General features: G+C 58.0%; 22 protein-coding genes and 1 tRNA gene. 19 read left to right on the top strand and 4 right to left on the bottom strand.

What is annotated here, in order from left to right; all coding sequences use genetic code 11:
* Positions 1–11: 11 nt before the first annotated feature.
* The 9 genes from flgA to AB4Z23_RS02220 all read left to right on the top strand — a co-directional run bounded on the left by flgA (position 12) and on the right by AB4Z23_RS02220 (position 9,045).
* Positions 12–500: a flagellar basal body P-ring formation chaperone FlgA gene (flgA, locus tag AB4Z23_RS02260; RefSeq protein WP_013635474.1), complete on the top strand. Its 489-nt coding sequence runs from the start codon at positions 12–14 to the stop codon at positions 498–500.
* Positions 497–1,618 carry a flagellar basal body P-ring protein FlgI gene (locus AB4Z23_RS02255; protein WP_013635473.1) on the top strand — a complete coding sequence of 374 codons (1,122 nt, stop codon included), beginning with the start codon at positions 497–499 and terminating at the stop codon, positions 1,616–1,618. Before flgA ends, AB4Z23_RS02255 begins: the two co-directional genes overlap by 4 nt.
* Entirely contained in the window at positions 1,615–2,151 is a 537-nt protein-coding gene (locus AB4Z23_RS02250; protein WP_013635472.1) for a MotE family protein, read from the top strand. The genes AB4Z23_RS02255 and AB4Z23_RS02250 overlap by 4 nt, the downstream gene beginning before the upstream one ends.
* A complete protein-coding gene (gene flgH, locus AB4Z23_RS02245; protein WP_003515062.1) occupies positions 2,148–2,864 on the top strand; it encodes a flagellar basal body L-ring protein FlgH in 717 nt (238 codons plus the stop codon). Before AB4Z23_RS02250 ends, flgH begins: the two co-directional genes overlap by 4 nt.
* Positions 2,865–2,892: 28 nt before the next feature.
* Positions 2,893–3,393 carry a flagellar basal body-associated FliL family protein gene (locus AB4Z23_RS02240; RefSeq protein ID WP_111799329.1) on the top strand — a complete coding sequence of 167 codons (501 nt, stop codon included), beginning with the start codon at positions 2,893–2,895 and terminating at the stop codon, positions 3,391–3,393.
* Entirely contained in the window at positions 3,390–4,127 is a 738-nt protein-coding gene (fliP, locus tag AB4Z23_RS02235; RefSeq protein WP_003515060.1) for a flagellar type III secretion system pore protein FliP, read from the top strand. Before AB4Z23_RS02240 ends, fliP begins: the two co-directional genes overlap by 4 nt.
* Before the next feature lie 372 nt (positions 4,128–4,499).
* Entirely contained in the window at positions 4,500–5,510 is a 1,011-nt protein-coding gene (locus tag AB4Z23_RS02230) for a flagellin N-terminal helical domain-containing protein (protein WP_003515059.1), read from the top strand.
* 591 nt (positions 5,511–6,101) lie between these two features.
* The gene (locus AB4Z23_RS02225) at positions 6,102–7,445 is read left to right on the top strand and encodes a flagellin N-terminal helical domain-containing protein (protein ID WP_026330633.1); all 1,344 of its coding nucleotides are present in this window, start codon (positions 6,102–6,104) and stop codon (positions 7,443–7,445) included.
* A 262-nt stretch (positions 7,446–7,707) separates the two neighbouring features.
* Positions 7,708–9,045, top strand: coding sequence for a flagellin N-terminal helical domain-containing protein (locus AB4Z23_RS02220; protein WP_003515057.1), 1,338 nt, complete (start codon positions 7,708–7,710; stop codon positions 9,043–9,045).
* Between the two features lie 195 nt (positions 9,046–9,240).
* Here the strand turns inward: AB4Z23_RS02220 and AB4Z23_RS02215 are convergent.
* Positions 9,241–9,315, bottom strand: a tRNA-Thr gene (locus tag AB4Z23_RS02215).
* A 155-nt stretch (positions 9,316–9,470) separates the two neighbouring features.
* Here AB4Z23_RS02215 and AB4Z23_RS02210 point away from each other — a divergent pair.
* The 10 genes from AB4Z23_RS02210 to AB4Z23_RS02165 all read left to right on the top strand — a co-directional run bounded on the left by AB4Z23_RS02210 (position 9,471) and on the right by AB4Z23_RS02165 (position 16,374).
* Entirely contained in the window at positions 9,471–9,737 is a 267-nt protein-coding gene (locus AB4Z23_RS02210; RefSeq protein WP_003515056.1) for a hypothetical protein, read from the top strand.
* A gap of 102 nt (positions 9,738–9,839) precedes the next feature.
* Positions 9,840–11,132: a UDP-N-acetylglucosamine 1-carboxyvinyltransferase gene (gene murA, locus AB4Z23_RS02205; protein WP_013635466.1), complete on the top strand. Its 1,293-nt coding sequence runs from the start codon at positions 9,840–9,842 to the stop codon at positions 11,130–11,132.
* 115 nt (positions 11,133–11,247) lie between these two features.
* A complete protein-coding gene (locus tag AB4Z23_RS02200; RefSeq protein WP_003515054.1) occupies positions 11,248–11,688 on the top strand; it encodes a DUF2948 family protein in 441 nt (146 codons plus the stop codon).
* A 131-nt stretch (positions 11,689–11,819) separates the two neighbouring features.
* Complete coding sequence (gene hisD, locus AB4Z23_RS02195; RefSeq protein WP_065658353.1) at positions 11,820–13,118, top strand: histidinol dehydrogenase; 1,299 nt, start codon at positions 11,820–11,822, stop codon at positions 13,116–13,118.
* Positions 13,119–13,121: 3 nt separating this feature from the next.
* Complete coding sequence (locus AB4Z23_RS02190; protein ID WP_003515052.1) at positions 13,122–13,595, top strand: UPF0262 family protein; 474 nt, start codon at positions 13,122–13,124, stop codon at positions 13,593–13,595.
* 2 nt (positions 13,596–13,597) lie between these two features.
* Positions 13,598–14,086, top strand: coding sequence for an arsenate-mycothiol transferase ArsC (locus tag AB4Z23_RS02185; protein ID WP_065688347.1), 489 nt, complete (start codon positions 13,598–13,600; stop codon positions 14,084–14,086).
* A gap of 210 nt (positions 14,087–14,296) precedes the next feature.
* The gene (infA, locus tag AB4Z23_RS02180; protein ID WP_003493814.1) at positions 14,297–14,515 is read left to right on the top strand and encodes a translation initiation factor IF-1; all 219 of its coding nucleotides are present in this window, start codon (positions 14,297–14,299) and stop codon (positions 14,513–14,515) included.
* A gap of 34 nt (positions 14,516–14,549) precedes the next feature.
* A complete protein-coding gene (locus tag AB4Z23_RS02175) occupies positions 14,550–15,173 on the top strand; it encodes a Maf-like protein (RefSeq protein ID WP_003515050.1) in 624 nt (207 codons plus the stop codon).
* 3 nt (positions 15,174–15,176) lie between these two features.
* Positions 15,177–15,404 (top strand): DNA gyrase inhibitor YacG, encoded by a 228-nt coding sequence (gene yacG, locus AB4Z23_RS02170; RefSeq protein ID WP_003515047.1) that lies wholly within the window; start codon positions 15,177–15,179, stop codon positions 15,402–15,404.
* 148 nt (positions 15,405–15,552) lie between these two features.
* Entirely contained in the window at positions 15,553–16,374 is an 822-nt protein-coding gene (locus AB4Z23_RS02165; RefSeq protein WP_421477847.1) for a DUF6030 family protein, read from the top strand.
* 27 nt (positions 16,375–16,401) lie between these two features.
* On the opposite strand, the gene galE is transcribed toward AB4Z23_RS02165, so the two are convergent.
* The 3 genes from galE to mscL all read right to left on the bottom strand — a co-directional run bounded on the left by galE (position 16,402) and on the right by mscL (position 19,507).
* Positions 16,402–17,433, bottom strand: coding sequence for a UDP-glucose 4-epimerase GalE (gene galE, locus AB4Z23_RS02160; protein WP_421614026.1), 1,032 nt, complete (start codon positions 17,431–17,433; stop codon positions 16,402–16,404).
* Between the two features lie 326 nt (positions 17,434–17,759).
* Positions 17,760–18,926 (bottom strand): pyridoxal phosphate-dependent aminotransferase, encoded by a 1,167-nt coding sequence (locus tag AB4Z23_RS02155; RefSeq protein WP_019564317.1) that lies wholly within the window; start codon positions 18,924–18,926, stop codon positions 17,760–17,762.
* A gap of 152 nt (positions 18,927–19,078) precedes the next feature.
* Positions 19,079–19,507, bottom strand: a complete 429-nt coding sequence (gene mscL, locus AB4Z23_RS02150) for a large conductance mechanosensitive channel protein MscL (protein WP_003515034.1) — start codon at positions 19,505–19,507, stop codon at positions 19,079–19,081.
* Between the last annotated feature and the right edge of the window lie 86 nt (positions 19,508–19,593).

Here is a 19,593-nt window from a genome sequence, read left to right as displayed (position 1 = left end):
GGCAGGCGGACATGAGGTTTGGCCGGAAACATAGCAGCTGCAGAACGGCACTCGTCCGTATGTGCCTTGCGTCTGCCTTTTCACTGGGTGCCATGGCACCCGCTTTTGCACAGGCACCGACGGCGCTGGTTCCTACTCGCACGATCTATCCGGGCGAGACGATCACGCCCGAACAAGTGAAGCCGGTGGAAGTGACCAACCCCAACATTTCCGCTGGTTACGCGAGCGATATCAGCGAAGTGGAAGGCATGATCTCCAAGCAGACATTGCTTCCCGGCCGCACAATCCCCATTGCAGCGCTTCGTGAACCGTCACTTGTGGTGCGCGGCACGAGCGTCAAACTCGTTTTCCACATCGGCAACATGACGCTGATGGCGTCCGGAACGCCCATGAGCGACGGCTCGCTCGGCGAGGTCGTAAGGGTACGCAACATCGATTCCGGCGTGATGGTCAGCGGTACCGTCATGAAGGACGGAACCATTCAGGTTATGGCGAAATGAAAGTGCTTCGTATCCTCTGTGCGGCTCTGGTCATTTCGGCCCTGCCCTTCCTCTCGACGCCGCCAGCCCAGGCAGACACGTCCCGTATCAAGGATATCGCATCCCTGCAGGCCGGGCGCGACAACCAGCTGATCGGATATGGTCTCGTCGTGGGCCTACAGGGCACCGGCGACAGCCTGCGCTCTTCACCCTTCACCGAACAGTCCATGCGCGCCATGCTGCAGAACCTCGGCATCACCACGCAGGGCGGCCAGTCCAATGCCAAGAACATCGCCGCCGTGATGGTGACGGCCAACCTGCCGCCATTCGCCAGCCCCGGCAGCCGTGTAGACGTGACGGTCAGCTCGCTCGGCGACGCCTCCTCGCTTCGCGGCGGCAACCTCATCATGACATCGCTTTCCGGTGCAGACGGGCAGATCTATGCGGTCGCGCAGGGAGCACTGATCGTCAACGGCTTTTCGGCCCAGGGCGACGCAGCGACATTGACGCAGGGCGTGACGACCTCGGCGCGCGTGCCGAACGGCGCGATCATCGAGCGGGAACTGCCGTCGAAATTCAAGGATTCGGTCAATCTGGTCCTTCAGCTGCGCAATCCCGATTTTTCGACCGCGGTGCGCGTCGCCGATGTCGTTAACGCCTTTGCCCGCGCCCGTTACGGCGATGGCATCGCCGAACCGCGCGATTCGCAGGAAATCTCGGTGCAGAAGCCCCGCACCGCCGACCTGACGCGGTTGATGGCGGAAATCGAAAACCTGACGGTCCAGACGGATACGCCGGCGAAAGTCGTGATCAACGAGCGCACGGGCACGATCGTCATCGGCGCGGATGTGCGTATTTCCCGCGTGGCGGTGAGCTATGGAACGCTGACCGTGCAGGTGACGGAATCGCCGCAGGTCATCCAGCCGGCGCCCTTCTCGCGCGGCGAGACGGCGGTGCAACCGCAGACGGATATCATGGCGCTGCAGGAAGGCAGCAAGGTCGCCATCGTCGAAGGCCCTGACCTTCGCACGCTGGTTGCCGGTCTCAACAGCATCGGGCTCAAGGCGGACGGCATCATCGCCATTCTGCAAGGCATCAAATCTGCCGGCGCCCTTCAGGCGGAGCTCGTGCTGCAATGATGGAACTTCAGAAGAAAACTGCTTTCAGGAACGGCTTTACCCGGTTCGCGGCCGTTGCCTCGCTGCTTTTCCTGTTGCCCGCCGCTGGCGCCGAAAGCCAGCAGAACGTGGTGTCCGAACTCAGCACGCAGGATGAAATCCAGAAATTCTGCACCAATATTGCCGATGCGGCCCGCGACCAGCGCTATCTCATGCAGAAGCAGGAGCTGGAAAAGCTTCAGGCTGACGTCAACGAGCGCATTTCCGCGTTGCAGGACCGCAAGGCGGAATATGAGGACTGGTTGGCACGCCGCAATCATTTCCTCGAGCAGGCGAAAAGCAATCTGGTCGATATCTACAAGACGATGAAGGCGGATGCCGCAGCACCGCAGCTCGAGAAGATGCATGTGGAAATCGCGGCTGCCATCATCATGCAGCTTCCGCCGCGCCAATCGGGCCTCATCCTCAGTGAAATGGATGCTCAGAAAGCCGCAATCGTCGCCGGCATCATGTCGCAGGCAATCGACAAAAACACTTCGAAGGATCCTTCATGACCCCGCGTCTTCCGGCCCTCCTCCTGCCGCTTGCCCTGCTTGCCGGCTGCCAGAACAACCAGACCCTGAAGGAAATCGGCAACGCTCCCGCGATGAGCCCGATCGGCAGCGGCCTGCAATTCAGCCAGACGCCGCAGATGGGCATGTATCCGAAGCAGCCAAAGCACATGGCGAGCGGCTATTCGTTGTGGAGCGACAGCCAGGGTGCGCTGTTCAAGGATCTACGTGCGCTTAACATCGGCGACATCCTGACCGTCAACATCCAGATCAACGACAAGGCCGATTTCGACAACGAAACCGAGCGCAACCGTACTAATTCCAGCGGCCTGAACTGGAAGGCAAAGGCGGAAATCTTAGGTTGGACGCCGGAGGCAGATTCCAACATCAAATACGGCTCCGATACAGACACCCAGGCCAAGGGCAAGACCAAGCGTTCCGAAAAGCTGACGCTGATGGTGGCGGCCGTGGTGACCGGCATTCTCGAAAACGGCAACCTCATCATCAGCGGTTCGCAGGAAGTGCGCGTGAATCACGAAATCCGCATCCTCAACGTCGGCGGTATCGTCAGGCCGCAGGATGTCGATGCGCAGAACATGATCTCCTACGAGCGCATCGCCGAGGCGCGCATCTCCTACGGTGGCCGCGGCCGCCTGACGGAAGTGCAGCAGCCCCCGGTCGGTCAGCAGGTCGTCGACCTGTTCTCGCCGCTCTGACGCCGACATGCGAAAGCGGGACTGACCCATGGAAAACGAACAGACTGAGGGCAAGAAAAAATCCTCGCCGATGATCATGACCATCGCTGGCGTTGCAATCCTCACCCTGCTGGGTGCGGGCGGCGGCTGGTTCGTGGGCGGCATGGTCGCCCCGAAGATCGCCGGCGCCGAGGCGCATGCCCCGGCTGCCGCCGGCGAGCATGGCGAGAAGAAGGGCGAGGGCATCGATAAAATCCCGGCAGAGGCTAACGGTATCGTCCAGCTCGATCCCATCACCACCAACCTTGCATACCCCTCCACGAACTGGGTGCGGCTTGAAGTGGCGCTGATGTTCAAGGGTCCGGTAGAGGTCAATCTCGCGGAGGATATCCATCAGGATATCATGGCCTACGTCCGCACCGTTTCCCTTCAGCAGCTGGAAGGGCCACGCGGCTTTCAATATCTTAAGGATGACATTCAGGAACGAGTTGACCTGCGCTCTCAAGGGCGCGTATCCAAGGTCATGTTCCGGACCTTTGTCATCGAATGATTCGATTTCTTGTTACCATCGCTGTTCTTCTGGCTTTGCCGGGCCTTGCCAACGCCCAGCAATTTCCGACCGATCTGTTCAATACACAGATAGACGGATCCGTCGCCGCATGGATCATCCGCACCTTCGGCCTTTTGACGGTCTTGTCAGTCGCGCCGGGCATCCTGATCATGGTCACGAGCTTTCCGCGCTTCGTGATCGCCTTTTCGATCCTGCGCTCCGGCATGGGGCTTGCCTCGACCCCGTCGAACATGATTCTCTTGTCCATGGCGATGTTCATGACCTTCTACGTCATGTCGCCGACCTTCGATAAAGCCTGGACAGACGGCGTGCAGCCGTTGTTGCAGAACCAGATCAACGAACAGCAGGCGATTGGGCGCATCGCCGAACCCTTCCGTACGTTCATGAACGCCAATACGCGCGACAAGGATCTGAAGCTGTTCGTCGATATCGCCCGCGAGCGCGGACAGGTCGTGATGACCGACAATGTGGTCGACTACCGCGTGCTCGTTCCGGCCTTCATGCTTTCGGAAATCCGGCGCGGTTTCGAGATCGGTTTCCTGATCATCCTGCCGTTTCTGGTCATCGATCTCATCGTCGCCACCATCACCATGGCCATGGGCATGATGATGCTGCCACCCACCTCGATTTCCTTACCGTTCAAGATCCTTTTTTTCGTGCTGATCGACGGCTGGAACCTGCTGGTCGGCAGCCTTGTGAGATCGTTCAACTGACGGCAACTGTGCCGAAATAATCTTCGTTAATCCTGTTTGTTAACCCCGCAGCCCCACGGCTGCGGGGTTTTCGCGTTTTAACCCTTTGGTTACCGTTTTTGCTAGGGGTCGGATAACTATAATTTTAAATTAAAAACTTACCAATTAAATATACTTCGCAGTAACCATAAGTATTTTCTAGCATTTCTTAATGCTCAAATTAACAATTGGGCAATTCTTTGCTGCCAAATTCTCCCTACACACAGCGGGTTTGGTTTCCAAAGGCAAGTAATTCGGAACCGAGTGGCATGAAGCCGAAACGTTGTGACCGGTAATACAAAGTCCGGAATGTCCCCAACTCCAGTATCTCGTAAAAACAAGGGACAAAATACTATGGCAAGCATTCTCACCAACGCCTCCTCTATGGCTGCTCTCCAGACGCTGCGTTCGATCGGCAACAACATGGAGACCACGCAGGGTCGTATCTCGACCGGCCTGAAGGTAGGCTCCGCCTCCGACAACGCCGCTTACTGGTCCATCGCGACCACGATGCGTTCGGACGCTTCGGCGCTCTCCACCGTTTCTGACGCACTCGGCATCGGCGCAGCCAAGGTCGACACCGCGTACTCCGGCATGGAAGCGACGATCAAGGTCGTTCAGGAAATCAAGGACAAGCTGATCCTTGCCCAGGACCCGACTGCCGACAAGAAGAAGATCCAGAAGGAAATCGGCCAGCTCCAGAAGCAGCTGACGTCGATCGCCGACTCCGCGACCTTCAACGGTGAAAACTGGCTGAAGACGAAAGCATCCAACGACGGCGCAGCATTTGCTGCCGGTACTGACGATGCGGCTATTGCCAACCTGAAGAAGCAGGTTGTTGCTTCCTTCACCCGTGACTCCGCTGGCGCCGTCAAGGTTCAGCGCGTCGATCTGCAGCTCAGCGGCTCGAACGTTCTGTTCGATACCGGCGCTGTAACAGACGGCAAGGGTACGGGCATCCTCGACAAGGCAGCTGTCGCAGATGGCGTTAAGCAGTCGGTTTCGAACCTCGATATTTCCGACCTGAGCATCTACAAGGGCGCTGGTGCCACCATGCTCGGCACTGCCGCTGCAACGGACAACGACATCCTCGACAAGCTCATCACCCACGTTGACAAGCAGCTTGAAACCCTCAACAGCGCTGCTGCCGATCTGGGCGCGGTCTCCAACCGCATCTCGATGCAGGGCGACTTCGTTTCCAAGCTGACGGCAACGATGGAAAAGGGTATCGGCCGTCTGGTTGACGCTGACATGAACGAAGAGTCGACCCGCCTCAAGGCTCTGCAGACGCAGCAGCAGCTGGCAATCCAGGCTCTGTCGATCGCCAACAGCGACTCGCAGAACATCCTGTCGCTCTTCCGTTAATCGGACCGAAAATTACAAAAGTCGAGCCGCGCCCGAAAGGGCGCGGTTTTGCATTTGTGGAGTGCTCCGCAAACGGGAAGATTTCGTTTACCATCCTTGCTTTGAAAGCATTTACCACGATTTGAGCGAAGCGCCGGGAGCGCCCTGAAATTAGGGAATTGGAAAGCACCGGCTGTCAGATTTTGGGCATGGACAGGCGGATAGCCGCTGGCCTGAATGACACAACACGCAGGATCGCAAGCGGAGGCTGACTGTCTTGCAATTGCGTGAAACAGGCAAACGTGACGGAGGCTGACCCAAGCGTATTGCCCTTTTACCAAAGCCGCATCCGGAAACGGGTGCGGCTTTATTATTTTTTAAACATTTCAGGCTACGCGCGCATGCGCGCGAAGATTGCATAATAAAATCTCAGCGTGTGCATTTTTTTGCGACCCTTAGCTCTTCATTAACCATATGGAGGTTAGCTAGAGCCATCGAAACGGCGAGCTAACCATTAAAAATCAGCAGGTTAGCAGGCATGATGCTGTGCGCTGTTCCCGGTGAGACCGGAATGTCCCTTCTTTAATCAGCCATTCAAGGGGCAAATTTACTATGACGAGCATTCTCACTAACGTAGCAGCTATGTCTGCACTCCAGACCCTGCGCTCCATCGGCCAGAACATGGAAACGACGCAGGACCGCGTGTCTTCCGGCCAGCGCGTCGGCGAAGCTTCCGATAACGCCGCTTACTGGTCGATCGCGACCACCATGCGTTCCGACAACGGCGCTCTTTCCGCTGTACAGGACGCCCTCGGCCTCGGCGCCGCAAAGGTCGACACTGCCTATTCGGGTATGGAATCGTCCATCGACGTCGTCAAGGAAATCAAGAACAAGCTGGTTGCCGCCCGCGAACCCGGTGTCGACAAGTCCAAGATCCAGGAAGAAATCACCCAGCTGCAGGATCAGCTGAAGTCGATCTCCAGCTCCTCGTCTTTCTCCGGTGAAAACTGGCTGCAGGCAACCGTCAGCAACGGTGCTGGCGAACTGAAGAACGTCACCAAGCAGATCGTTGGCTCCTTCATCCGCGACGCTGCCGGCAACGTGTCCGTAAAGACCGTCAACGTTGACCTGAGCCGCAACACGGTGCTGTTCGACACGTCTTCGGGCGCTGCAAAGGACAAGCAGGGCGTCCTCGACTCCTACGCCTATTTTTCTTCCACGGGCAGCTACAAGCTGTTCGAAATCACCAATGACTCGGACGGCGTAGGCGCCGCCCAGCCGGTGACCAAGGTTGCAGCAGCCAAGGTTTACACTGAAGCCCAGCTGAAGGGCCTGAAGGAAGCAACTGCCGGCACCCCCGTCACCTTCACAACCGCTGCTGCAACGGGTATCGTCACGATCGCTAACGCCGATGCGACAGCCCCCGACGTCAACGGCACCTACTTCAATCTTGGCAACGACCAGTATGTGAAAATCAACACGACTGCGCCGACCTCGCCGGCAACCAAGACCAACATTGCCGTTGGCCTCGACGGCACCACCAAGATCTACCTGGAAGAAGGCGCAACCGCCCAGCTCGCAACGCAGCTCACCTACTCCCTGACGTCTCTGGACATCACCAAGGACCTGACCGGCACGTTCAAGAACAGCGACGGCTCGGCAGTCTCGGAAAACCAGTACCTCGACGCCATGGTTTCCTTCGTTGACAAGCAGCTCCAGAGCATGACGTCCGCCGCTGCCGACCTCGGCTCGGTCAAGATGCGCATCGAACTGCAGGAAAACTTCGTCAACAAGCTGACCGACTCGCTCGACAAGGGCATCGGCCGTCTCGTCGACGCTGAAATGAACGAAGAATCCACGAAGCTGAAGGCTCTTCAGACCCAGCAGCAGCTGGCTGTTCAGGCCCTGTCGATCGCCAACAACGACTCGCAGAGCATCCTGTCGCTCTTCCGTTAATCGGAAAAGACGTCGCCAAAAAATCGAGCCGCATCCGAAAGGGTGCGGCTTTTTCCGTCATGGTTAAGAGAAATTATTATTTCCTAATTTTTATTAACGACAGTTTAGGCTTTGTTAACCATTCGGGCCCTAAAACCTAGCCATCGAAACGATTGGTTAACCAAGACGAAAAAGAGGTTAACAGGCATCAAGCCGCGCGATCGTTACCGGCGGCAATCCGGAATGTCCCTTTTCATTTAAGCCAATCAAGGGGCAAATAATTATGACCAGCATTTTGACGAACGTCGCGGCAATGGCCGCCCTTCAGACCCTCCGCGCAATCGGCAGCGACATGGAAGAAACGCAGTCGCGTGTCTCCTCCGGCCTGCGCGTCAAAACCGCCTCCGACAACGCCGCCTACTGGTCTATCGCGACCACCATGCGTTCGGATAACGGTGCTCTTTCCGCTGTTCAGGACGCCCTCGGCCTCGGCGCCGCAAAGGTCGATACAGCCTATTCCGCCATGGAAACCACTGTCGATGTCGTCAAGGAAATCAGCAAGAAGCTGGTTGCCGCCCGCGAGGCCGGCGTCGACAAGGCAAAGATCCAGGAAGAAATCCGTCAGCTCCAGGACCAGCTGAAAAGCATCGGCGAATCCGCCTCCTTCTCCGGCGAAAACTGGCTTAAGGGCAAGATTAGCGACGCATCCGGCAACCTCACCCCGATAACGAAGCAGATCGTCGGCTCCTTCATCCGTGACGGCGCGGGCAATGTTGCAGTCAAGACGATCAACGTTCAGGTCGACAACAAGACTGCCCTTTTCGATACCTCGACCGGTGCGGCGAAAAACGGTATCCTCGATAGCGCCGCCTATTATTCCGATACAGGCTCCCTGCGCAATTTCGAGATTACCACGACCACACCCGCAGGTGCTGCCACAAACACGCCCTCTACCGCAAAGGTGTTCACGCAATCCCAGCTTCTGGGTTTCCCCTCGGGGACGACGACCACAGTTTCTGCTCCAGACGCAGTAACCGGCCTCGTAACCGTTGCTGCGGCGACAACCGCACGAAACAACGGCACCTACTTCAAGATCGGCGAAAACGCAGCGGGTGAAGCCCTCTACGTAAAAGCCAACAATACCGCGCCGACGCCTGCAGGCACCACTGTAACGGCAATCGGAACCGGCGGTTCGTCCAATAACAATATTTACCTCGAAACCGCCGCCGCAGATTCCCAGATGGCACAGAAGCTCGGCTACTCGCTGATCGATCTCGACATCACCAAGGATCTCAGCGGTTTGCTGGACGCCAAGGGCCAGCCGCTGACGGACAATGACGGCCTCGACAACATGATCCAGTTCGTCAACACCAAGCTGGAATCGCTGATCAGCGCGAGCGCCGATCTCGGCTCCATCAAGATGCGCCTCGATCTTCAGGAAGATTTCGTCAACAAGCTCACAGACTCCATCGACAAGGGCGTCGGACGTCTCGTTGATGCCGACATGAACGAAGAGTCCACCAAGCTGAAGGCTCTGCAGACCCAGCAGCAGCTGGCAATCCAGTCGCTATCCATCGCCAATACCAGCTCCGAGAATATCCTGTCGCTATTCCGCCAGTAAGCGGCGCCCGTTGGCTACGGGCGGTTTCGTCCCGCTCTGGCAGCAACAGAATATTCGGAAATGGAAACCGCGCTTCGCAAGAGGCGCGGTTTTCACATTTACCGAGACCGGTGCAGAATGCGCGAAAAAGCAAGCCGACATCGTGGACAAGACCCACCGTCACGTTGCGTAAATTTCTGATTTTATTGGGGAAAATGGTGCTGCTAGAGAGATTTGAACTCTCGGCCTCTCCCTTACCAAGGGAGTGCTCTACCCCTGAGCTATAGCAGCATCCGGTGCCGAAGCGTTTGCTTCAGCATCAAGCGTGGCGGCCTATTGCCATAGGTTTTTGACGAGCGCAAGTCGCAAAACGATATTCTTCAACAAGCGGGGCAAAAAAGCGTTCCCCCTGTTGAAAAACGTATTTTTCGGATATTGCTGAATTTATGAACGAACATCATGACAAACAGGCAAAGGCGGCGTTTTCCGTGAACGCTTCAGAAGACCCCGTTGCCGTTGCGGCAAGCGGCAACGCGCAGGCAGGACCCGGCGAGAAGGCGCGGCAACGCGAGGCGGAGCGCAAGGCGCGGGCAGCGAAGAAGCTGCGTGAAAACCTGCAGAAGCGCAAACAGCAGGTTCGCGCGCGCCGGGCCGGCGATGCGGATGAGACGATTGGCCTGCCTGCCGCAAAAACGGACGAATCATCCTCATAGAGAATTCACCAGCATCATTTGAAACGCCGCGGAAACTCGTCTAAGGACGCGCATTTCCGCAAGGCATGATTAAGAAAGGCGGGCAAAGGCCCGTAGGGACGCATGGATCGCATCAGAATTACGGGTGGTAACAAGCTCAACGGCATCATTCCCATCTCCGGCGCGAAAAACGCCGCCTTGCCGTTGATGATCGCTTCGCTTCTGACCAGCGATACGCTGACGCTCGAAAACGTGCCGCATCTGGCGGACGTCGAGCAGCTCATCCGTATTCTCGGCAATCATGGCGTCGATATTTCGGTCAATGGCCGTCGTGAAAGCCAGGGCGAAGCCTATTCCCGCACGGTCCACTTCACCTGCCGTACCATTGTCGATACCACCGCACCTTACGAGCTGGTTTCCAAGATGCGCGCCAGCTTCTGGGTCATCGGCCCGCTTCTGGCCCGTGAAGGCCGTGCGCGCGTTTCACTGCCCGGCGGCTGTGCCATTGGCACCCGTCCGGTGGACCTGTTCATCGAGGGCCTGCAGGCGCTTGGCGCAACGATGGAGATCGATGGCGGCTATATCAACGCCAGCGCTCCAAAGGGCGGCCTGATCGGCGCTGTTTATACCTTCCCGAAAGTCTCCGTCGGCGCGACGCATGTGATGCTGATGGCCGCGAGCCTTGCAAGAGGCACCACCGTCATTCACAACGCCGCCCGCGAACCGGAAGTCGTCGATCTAGCGCACTGCCTGATTGCGATGGGCGCGAAGATCGAGGGCGCTGGCACCTCCACCATCACCATCGAGGGCGTCACATCGCTTTCCGGCGCACGCCACCGGGTGCTGCCTGACCGTATCGAGACCGGCACCTATGCCATGGCCGTTGCCATGGCTGGCGGTGATGTGGTGCTGGAAGGCACGCGTGCATCGCTGCTCGACAATGCGCTGGACACGCTGCGGCTTGCCGGAGTGTCGATCAGCGACACGGAGACCGGTCTGCGCGTCGTGCGCAACGGCAACGGCATTCAGCCGGTCGATATCGTCACCGAACCCTTCCCCGGCTTCCCTACCGACCTTCAGGCGCAGTTCATGGCGCTGATGACCCGGTCGCAGGGTGTATCCCACATTACCGAAACCATCTTCGAAAACCGCTTCATGCATGTGCAGGAACTGGCCCGTCTCGGCGCGAAGATTTCGCTCTCCGGGCAGATGGCCCGTATCGAAGGCGTTACCCGCCTGAAGGGTGCGCCTGTCATGGCAACCGATCTGCGCGCCTCGGTGTCGTTGGTCATTGCGGGACTGGTGGCGGAAGGCGAGACCATGGTTTCGCGCGTCTACCACCTCGATCGCGGTTTCGAACGGCTTGAAGAAAAGCTTACCCGCTGCGGTGCGCTGGTCGAACGCGTCAGCGATTGATCCTTTCATCGCCGCTCATTCGTTTTCTCCCCGTTGCAGAGCGGGCCGCGACTGCCTATTTCCTGTACAAGGAATAGACATTGCGGGCGCGGCCCCGCGGAAAAGGAAGAAAACGATGAGCGGCCTGAAATTGCTCGCGCTGGATACTGAAGATCTCTCCGTCATTTCGACGCACATGCAGGACAGCGTCTTCAAACTGAAGGACGTTGCATTCGAGGCAAAGCAGGGCCAATTCACACTTTCCGCCAATCGTTTCGTCTGGGAAAGCGCGAATAAGAAGAACCTGCCGCCGGAGCGATGCCGCAGCGTGGTTTTCCTGAAGCGGGTCTCCGCCGTCCGCTCGCACGGCATCAATCGCAGTGATAAGGAACAGGTGCTTTCGCTCCTTGCAATCCGCTTCGTGCAGAACGGCGAAGGTCCTGATGGCGCCGTCGAACTGACGCTTTCGGGCGGTGGCGCTATCGCACTCGATGTCGAATGCATCGAGGCGCAGCTGACGGATGTGAGCGGCGCCTGGGAAACTGCCGCCAAACCGCATCATCCCGATAGCGAATAAGCTCTCCACGCCATTGCAACGGTTGCCTTTCGTCACTGTTTCGATTTATGCCACATACCAGAGCCGCATTTTTCTGCGGTGAGTTCGTGCACCTCGCGGGATCGCCGCGAGGAAAATGAGAGGGTAATGGCGTGGCAATCTGGCTGGAGCGGGCATCGGCTGATTTCGAACAGAAATTCGCTGCCTTCCTGACAACCAAGAGGGAAGTTTCGGAAGACGTCAACGCGACCGTTCGCGACATCATCGATGACGTCCGCAATCGCGGCGATGCGGCCCTTGCCCACTACTCCATTAAATTCGACGGCATCGATTTCTCGAAGGTCTCGATGCGGGTGACAGCGGAAGAGATCGATGCGGCCGTCGCAGCCGTTGACAGAAGTGTCATCGAAGCTCTCGAACTCGCAGCCCGGCGCATTGAAAAACACCATGCGCGGCAGATGCCGAAGGACGATATCTACGAAGACGAGATCGGTGTGGGCCTCGGTTCACGCTGGACGGCGATCGAAGCTGTCGGCCTTTATGTGCCCGGCGGCACCGCGAGCTATCCAAGCTCCGTCCTTATGAATGCTGTCCCCGCCAAGGTTGCCGGTGTAGAGCGTATCGTCATGGTCGTGCCGGCGAATGGCGGCGTGATAAACCCCGCCGTTCTTGCCGCCGCGCGCATCGCAGGTGTTGAGGAAATCTACCGCATTGGCGGCGCACAGGCCGTGGCTGCACTCGCCTACGGCACGGAAACAATCACGCCTGTCGCCAAGATTGTCGGCCCCGGCAATGCCTATGTGGCGGCCGCGAAACGGCATGTCTTCGGAACTGTCGGCATCGACATGATCGCCGGGCCCTCCGAAGTGCTTGTCATTGCCGACAGGGACAACGATCCGGACTGGCTGGCCGCCGATCTTCTCGCGCAGGCGGAGCATGACCGTGGCGCGCAGTCCATCCTCATCACCGACAATGCCGAACTCGGCAAGGCGGTGGAGGCGGCGGTGGAACGGCAGCTGAAGCGGCTGTCGCGCGCCGAGACGGCAGCGGCGAGCTGGGCGGATTTCGGTGCGATCATTCTCGTCGAAAAGCTCACCGATGCCATTCCCTTGGCCAACCGCATTGCGGCCGAGCATCTGGAGCTTGCCGTTGACGATCCGGATGCGCTGATGGCGCATATCCGCAATGCCGGCGCGATCTTCGTCGGGCGCCATACGCCTGAGGTGATCGGCGATTATGTCGGCGGCTCCAACCACGTTTTGCCGACGGCGCGCTCAGCGCGCTTCTCTTCCGGCCTTTCGGTGCTGGATTTCGTCAAGCGTACCTCGATCCTGCGTCTCGGGCCTGAGCAGCTGCGGCAGCTTGCGCCGGCGGCGATCACCCTTGCCCGTTCGGAGGGGCTGGACGCGCATGCGCGCTCCGTCTCCATTCGCCTCAACCCGGAAAGTTAAGAGATGGCTTCAGGCGATTTCCGGCTCTGCGATGTGGTTCTGGACGATAGCATCGGCCGGTCCACGCCGGACGTGGAGCATGAACGCGCCGTCGCCATTTTCGATCTGATAGAGGAAAACACGTTCGAACCATTCGGCCATGAGGGCGGCCCATACCGGCTGCACATATCGCTGGTCGATGCCAAGCTGGTTTTCTCGATCAAGACCGAAGACGAGAAGGATGTCTCGACCCATATCCTGTCGCTGACGCCGTTTCGCCGCATCATCAAGGATTATTTCCTGATCTGCGAAAGCTATTACGAGGCGATACGCTCCTCCACTCCAAGCCAGATCGAGGCGATCGACATGGGCAGGCGGGGCATTCACAATGACGGCTCGCAGACTTTGATGGACCGGCTTTCCGGCAAGATCAAAATCGATTTCGATACTGCGCGCCGTCTCTTCACCCTTGTCTGTGTGCTTTATTGGCGGGGTTAGAGATGAGAGATCCCGCCACGGCTCCAAATGGGGGACAGGCTCCCAAATCGGTCCTCTTCATGTGCGGTATGAACTCCATCCGTTCTCCCATGGCCGAGGTCATCGCCAAACGACTGGTGGCACCCGGCATCTACATCCAGTCGGCCGGCGTGCGGGCGGGCGAGCGTGACCCCTTTGTGGATGCGGTGCTGGAAGAACAGGGATTTTCGCTCGGCAAACACAAACCGCGCACATTGGACGAGATCGAGGATGATTTTTTCGATCTGATCATTACATTGACACCCGAAGCTCATCACGCAGCACTTGAACTGACACGCTCCAACTCGCTCGACGTTGTCTATTGGCCAACCATGGACCCAACCGTCATCACCGGCACGCGGGACCAGATTCTGGATGCCTATCGCGAGGTGCGGGATCATCTTGCCAGGCTGATTACCGAACGCCTGCCAGGTAGGCCGCAGCCGGCGGCGGATACGCTTTCAAAAGACTGAGGTCGAGTGTCCGTTTCGATCGGACCAGACACTTCAAACGCCGCACAGGACAGGCATTTATTCGATCCGCACCTATCACCTGGCGAAAATCGGTTCCGATTTTCGCCGTGATGCTTTAGAGGTTCACAAATGTGCCGGGATTGTGTAGTTTCCGCGCAATTTTCCCGGACACGACAGGTCCGGCACTATCAACAGGAAGAAAACCCTTACATGACAAAAGAAGAAGTCCTCGAATTCCCGGGCATCGTAACCGAATTGCTGCCGAACGCAACATTCCGCGTGAAGCTTGAGAACGAACACGAAATCATCGCCCACACGGCGGGCCGCATGCGCAAGAACCGTATCCGCGTTCTGGCGGGCGACAAGGTGCTGGTCGAAATGACGCCTTACGACCTGAGCAAGGGCCGCATCACCTATCGCTTCAAGTAATCCGTTTTCGGCATTCGGAAGCCCGGGCAGCGCAATGACCAACTCAAAACAAAAGCTCGTTCTGGCATCCGGTTCGCCGCGGCGTCTGGAACTATTGCACCAGATCGGCATCGAGCCGGCACGTCTGATGCCGATGGATATCGACGAAACGCCCGTAAAGCTTGAGCATCCGCGCACGCTGTGCCGTCGCCTGTCGCTACAGAAGGCCGAGGCTGCGCATGCGGCGCTGAAGAGCGAGCAGACGTGGAAAGACGCCTATGTTCTCGGCTCCGACACCGTGGTGGCCGTGGGTCGCCGCATTGTCGGCAAGGCGGAATATACCGAGGAGGCTTCCGCAGCGCTGCATCTTCTCTCGGGGCGCAGCCATTGGGTCTATACCGGCATCTGCCTTGTGACGCCCGGCGGCAAGATCCGTCAGAAGGTTGTGGAAACCAAGGTGCGTTTCAAACGCCTTACCACGCGCGAGATCGACGCCTATATCGCTTCCGGGCAATGGCGCGGCAAAGCCGGGGCCTATGGTATCCAGGGCATTGCCGGCTCATTCGTGCAGAAACTGACCGGCTCCTACACCAATGTCGTCGGCCTGCCGCTGTATGAGACCATGTCGCTTCTTTCCGGTGAAGGATTCGAGGTGACGTCGGGCTGGCTCGAAGGATAGACCATGACAAAATCATCTCCTGAAGGTTCGGGAAATGTCACGCCGCTTCGGAAAACGAAGCCATGTCCGGAGTGCGGGCGGCCCTCGACACGGGAAGACTATCCGTTCTGTTCGGATCGCTGCCGCTCGCTCGATCTCGCCCGCTGGCTGAACGGTTCCTACGCCATTCCTGTCGCCGACGACGAAAGCAGCGCGGACGAGCAGGACTCGTTCAAAAATTCCTCCGAATAACGTTGCGCCGCCGGAAAATCCGGCGGTGGAATACAGAATATTTTTAATGACCTTCAGCTCGCAGTATATTCACCGGGTTACCGACAGCCCGAAAGCCATATCACAAACCGGTTGACGCCCCTCCCCCGGCAGCCATTAGGGTTCCCCGATGGACGCAAGCCTGCAAAAAAGAGTAAGGCCTGGCGCGCTGCTGTTTGCGGTGCTGGCAGTTTGTCTTGCCATATTGGCAACGGTGCTGCTTGCCAATGACAAGAAACATCTCAAAAGCCTGCTGAGCTATCTCAACCTTGCGCCTGCCACACGCTCCGCCGAGCAGCCAGCCCGGATGAAGCCCGTCAAGCGGCAAAAGGTTACCGCCCAAAAGCTCAATCTACCGCCGCATCTGCTGAAATTCGAGCAAGGCGGCGACAGGGCATCCTTTGCCCGCGACTTCGTTCTGTCCGGCAAGGACCTCTGCGACCGCTTTACCGCGGCGGGCTTTTCCAACCCGCAAGGCTGGCACGCAAGCCCGGTGAAGATCCGCAATTTCGAATGCATGGCCGATCTTGTGGTCGGGGACACAGCGAACGCGTCGGAACGGGCATCGCTTTTTCTCGACATCAGAGGCGAGGCGTCCGACGAGGTTCGCTCTATCAGGATGAAAGTGGTTGCGCCGCAGACACCTGATGGTGCCGTTATTCTGACGAAGCTTGAGGACGCGTTGGCGATGATCATCGAGCAGACCCGCTGGGCGGACCTTGCCAGCATGCTTGAGCCGGCACGCAGGCTGCAACCCTATCAGGCAGAGCATTTCGGTATTTCGGTCTCCCTAAAGCCGGAGCTGTCTGCGCCACATCGGCTGAACCTGATTTTGCTGGCAACGGACCAATTGCCGGGACTGAAGCTCACGCGCAGCTATTTCGACAGCGAGAAATGGCTTCCCGCTGCCACTCTTTCGGATCGACCGGTCCTCTATTTTTCCGTCAGGTAGAACCGCATCCCGAAAACCAACGGCCGCTCAGCCTATCGCTGCCAGTTTATGCTGCCCAGGCAGAATCCTGTCGCTTCGCTGGGCTTGACGTTTAGCCTCCCACTGAAGGGCCGTGCGAACGATGGTTGTGAGATCATTGAAACGCGGCGACCATCCGAGTTCCGACTGGATGCGGCTCGAATCCGCAACCATCGTGGCAATGTCGCCGACGCGGCGGGGACAATGGATAACCGGGAAATCGTTTCCAGATTCCCGCTGCACGGCGTGCAGCACGTCCAGTACCGAATAGCCGACGCCATAACCGCAATTGAGCGTTCGTGTGCCGCCGCCAGCACGCAGATGCGCCATGGCGAGCATATGCGCGTCGATCAGATCGCTGACATGGATATAGTCGCGAACGCCGGTGCCGTCAGCGGTCGGATAATCTGTTCCGTAAACCTCCACCTTGTCGCGCCGGCCGGTTGCCGCTTCGCACGCTACCTTGATGAGGTTCGCCACACCCGTGGGGGACGGACCGGCACGGCCCTTCGGGTCGGCGCCGGCAACATTGAAGTAACGCAGCGCCACATAGTTGAAATCATGTGCCTGCACGACATCGCGCAACATGATTTCTGAGGCGAGTTTCGACAGGCCGTAGGGATTTTCCGGGCTGAGAACTGCCGTTTCCGGCACCGGGCCATCAAAGGGTTGGTTCCCATAGACCGCGGCAGTTGAAGAGAAGATGAAATTGCGGATACCATGACCGACTGCCGCCGCAACAAGGGCGCGGGTCGTGCCGGTATTGTTTTCGTAATATTCCAGTGGCTGGCTAATCGATTCAGGGACGCTGACGGAGCCAGCGAAGTGGAAAATGGTCTCGATCTGGTTGTGTTCGAAAATCTGGCCGAGCAAGTCGCGATCGGCGACGTCGCCGAGATAGAAACGCGCCGCTGGCGCGACCGCCCAACGTGATCCCGTCGAAAGACGGTCGACAACAACGACGTCTTCACCGGCGTCGAGCAAAGCCCACACCATGTGGCTTCCTATATAACCGGCCCCACCGGTGACCAGAACAGCCATGACATTACTTCCCTGTTTGCTTTTGTTGCGTCCATCAAAGCCAATAATTCTTCATCATTGATTACTTGCACAGCAAATACCCCACCAATCCCTTGCCCCTATGAAAAGGTGGCTTACGATTGGTTAGCGCAATGAAGTGTGTTTTATTTATTAGATGAAAATGTTCTCATAAATGGAACACAAGGCGCATATCACAGAAAAGCCCGCACGTCGATTGGTACGCCGTGAGGTTGTAGTTTTAGCGGCTCGCCATGATTCTTTTGGTAGAAAATCTGCCTGCCGCGGCCAAATTCGGCGCGGCAGGGCGGGGTATCGCAGGATTGCGGTTATCTGCCGAGAATATAGGACGCAAGCCGATCGGCTGCGTCTTCGATCTGCTTTGGGTTGCGCAGGAAGCAGGCACGGAGAAACAGCTCTCCGCCTTGGCCGAAGGCGGTGCCCGGCGCGAGGCCGACGCCGGTCTTGTCAACGATATCCAGAGCCGTGGCGCGGCTGTCGGTCACGCCGTCCACCTTAAGGAAGGCATAAAGAGCGCCATCCGGCTTCAATGTTTCCACGCGGTTCGTCGCGATCAGCGCATCGCAGAGAATGTCGCGGGATGTCAGAGCGCGTTCGTAGTTCTCGCGGACGAAACCGTCGCCATGGTCGAGAGCAGCGACTGCGCCGCGCTGCATGAACTGCGCCACGCCGGAGGTGGAATATTGAATAAGGTTCTCGATCACCTGGCCGATGACGGGTGGCGCCACAAGCCAGCCAACACGCCAGCCCGTCATGGACCAGTTCTTCGAAAAAGAATTGGCGAAGACGATTTTGTCATCCGGTTCCATCACGTCGAGGAACGACGGCGCACGGGTGCCGGTATAGTGATAAAGTGCGTAAATCTCATCCGCCACGATCCAGAGGTCGTGCTTGCGGGCGAGTGCCAGAACATCGCGAAGATTGTCTCGCGTTGCGGTCCAGCCGGTCGGGTTGGACGGCGTGTTGATAAAGAGCGCCTTCGTCTTACCGGTGATCGCACTTTCCAGCTTGCCGATATCGAGATCCCAGCGACCATCGTGGAAATCGATGCCGGCTGCGACCGCCTTTGCGCCCGCCACGCCGATGGCGGCAACAATATTGGGCCAGGTGGGCGTGAGATAGATCATCTCGTCGCCCGGCGAGGTCAGCGCCTGCACCGCAAGCGCAATCGCCTGCATGCCGGAACCTGTTACGTAAAAATGATCTGCGGATAGAGAGGCTGAAAAGTGACGCTCGTAGTAGCTGCTGAGCGCCTGGCGCAATTCGGGAATGCCGCGTTGCCAGGTATAGAAGGTCTCGCCATTGTTGAGCCCGTCGATGGCCGCCTTGTTGATGAAGTCCGGGCTTGGCAGATCGCCTTCGCCGACCCAAAGCGGCAGAAGATTGTCCCGTCCCCGGGCATAATTCACGACCTCGACAATGCCGCTCTCGGGAGCCGCCAGAGAGCGCGCACTCAGACTGTTCAAAATGGACATTAAAGACACTCCGTTTGGTGTCTTCTTATCGCATCGAACGGGCGATATGCATGATATTCCGTGCAACAGTCATGGATTTTCTTTATGGATGGATGCCCGGCGAGAGGGAGCTGACCCATGGTCAGCAATATCGCGCCGGGACAATCTAAGCTTCAACGCGTCTTCAGCAGATCGCGGATTTCGGTGAGAAGCTTGACGTCTTCCGGCGGCGGAGCCGGTTCCGACTTTTCCTCGATCTTTTTCCGGTCGACAGAAGCGCGAAGCTTGTTGACCCCTTTGACCATCAGGAAAATGATCCAGGCGAGAATGAGGAAGTTGATGAGGACCGTGAGAAAGTTACCATAAGCGAAGACAGCGCCCTGATCGCGCGCGGCGGCAAGCGAGCTGGCGGTGACGCTGGAACTGAGTGGCAGGAAGTAGTTCGAAAAATCGAACCCGCCGAAAATCGCACCGACGATCGGCATGATAAGGTCGTTGACGACGGAATCGACGATCTTGCTGAACGCCGCCCCGATAATAACACCCACGGCCAGATCCATGACATTGCCACGGGCAATGAAGGTTTTAAATTCGTTAAGCATCAGATGGTCCCTCTCCTGCTTCGCGAGCTGAAGCTATGTGACTGTCCCTACGGGTTCAACCATATAGATTCCCTGTCCCATTTGGA

Origin of the sequence: Agrobacterium sp. MCAB5 (genome assembly GCF_052114365.1) — a bacterium.
Lineage (GTDB): Bacteria > Pseudomonadota > Alphaproteobacteria > Rhizobiales > Rhizobiaceae > Agrobacterium > Agrobacterium tumefaciens.
Note: the sequence above shows the minus strand (reverse complement) of the source record. Positions and strands in the feature narration are given on the sequence as shown.

Coding starts and splice junctions, on each gene's coding strand:
- flgA (WP_013635474.1), top strand. CDS start 12: ATGAGGTTTGGCCGGAAACATAGCAGCTGCAGAACGGCACTCGTCCGT.
- AB4Z23_RS02255 (WP_013635473.1), top strand. CDS start 497: ATGAAAGTGCTTCGTATCCTCTGTGCGGCTCTGGTCATTTCGGCCCTG.
- AB4Z23_RS02250 (WP_013635472.1), top strand. CDS start 1,615: ATGATGGAACTTCAGAAGAAAACTGCTTTCAGGAACGGCTTTACCCGG.
- flgH (WP_003515062.1), top strand. CDS start 2,148: ATGACCCCGCGTCTTCCGGCCCTCCTCCTGCCGCTTGCCCTGCTTGCC.
- AB4Z23_RS02240 (WP_111799329.1), top strand. CDS start 2,893: ATGGAAAACGAACAGACTGAGGGCAAGAAAAAATCCTCGCCGATGATC.
- fliP (WP_003515060.1), top strand. CDS start 3,390: ATGATTCGATTTCTTGTTACCATCGCTGTTCTTCTGGCTTTGCCGGGC.
- AB4Z23_RS02230 (WP_003515059.1), top strand. CDS start 4,500: ATGGCAAGCATTCTCACCAACGCCTCCTCTATGGCTGCTCTCCAGACG.
- AB4Z23_RS02225 (WP_026330633.1), top strand. CDS start 6,102: ATGACGAGCATTCTCACTAACGTAGCAGCTATGTCTGCACTCCAGACC.
- AB4Z23_RS02220 (WP_003515057.1), top strand. CDS start 7,708: ATGACCAGCATTTTGACGAACGTCGCGGCAATGGCCGCCCTTCAGACC.
- AB4Z23_RS02210 (WP_003515056.1), top strand. CDS start 9,471: ATGAACGAACATCATGACAAACAGGCAAAGGCGGCGTTTTCCGTGAAC.
- murA (WP_013635466.1), top strand. CDS start 9,840: ATGGATCGCATCAGAATTACGGGTGGTAACAAGCTCAACGGCATCATT.
- AB4Z23_RS02200 (WP_003515054.1), top strand. CDS start 11,248: ATGAGCGGCCTGAAATTGCTCGCGCTGGATACTGAAGATCTCTCCGTC.
- AB4Z23_RS02190 (WP_003515052.1), top strand. CDS start 13,122: ATGGCTTCAGGCGATTTCCGGCTCTGCGATGTGGTTCTGGACGATAGC.
- AB4Z23_RS02185 (WP_065688347.1), top strand. CDS start 13,598: ATGAGAGATCCCGCCACGGCTCCAAATGGGGGACAGGCTCCCAAATCG.
- infA (WP_003493814.1), top strand. CDS start 14,297: ATGACAAAAGAAGAAGTCCTCGAATTCCCGGGCATCGTAACCGAATTG.
- AB4Z23_RS02175 (WP_003515050.1), top strand. CDS start 14,550: ATGACCAACTCAAAACAAAAGCTCGTTCTGGCATCCGGTTCGCCGCGG.
- yacG (WP_003515047.1), top strand. CDS start 15,177: ATGACAAAATCATCTCCTGAAGGTTCGGGAAATGTCACGCCGCTTCGG.
- AB4Z23_RS02165 (WP_421477847.1), top strand. CDS start 15,553: ATGGACGCAAGCCTGCAAAAAAGAGTAAGGCCTGGCGCGCTGCTGTTT.
- galE (WP_421614026.1), bottom strand. CDS start 17,433: ATGGCTGTTCTGGTCACCGGTGGGGCCGGTTATATAGGAAGCCACATG.
- AB4Z23_RS02155 (WP_019564317.1), bottom strand. CDS start 18,926: ATGTCCATTTTGAACAGTCTGAGTGCGCGCTCTCTGGCGGCTCCCGAG.
- mscL (WP_003515034.1), bottom strand. CDS start 19,507: ATGCTTAACGAATTTAAAACCTTCATTGCCCGTGGCAATGTCATGGAT.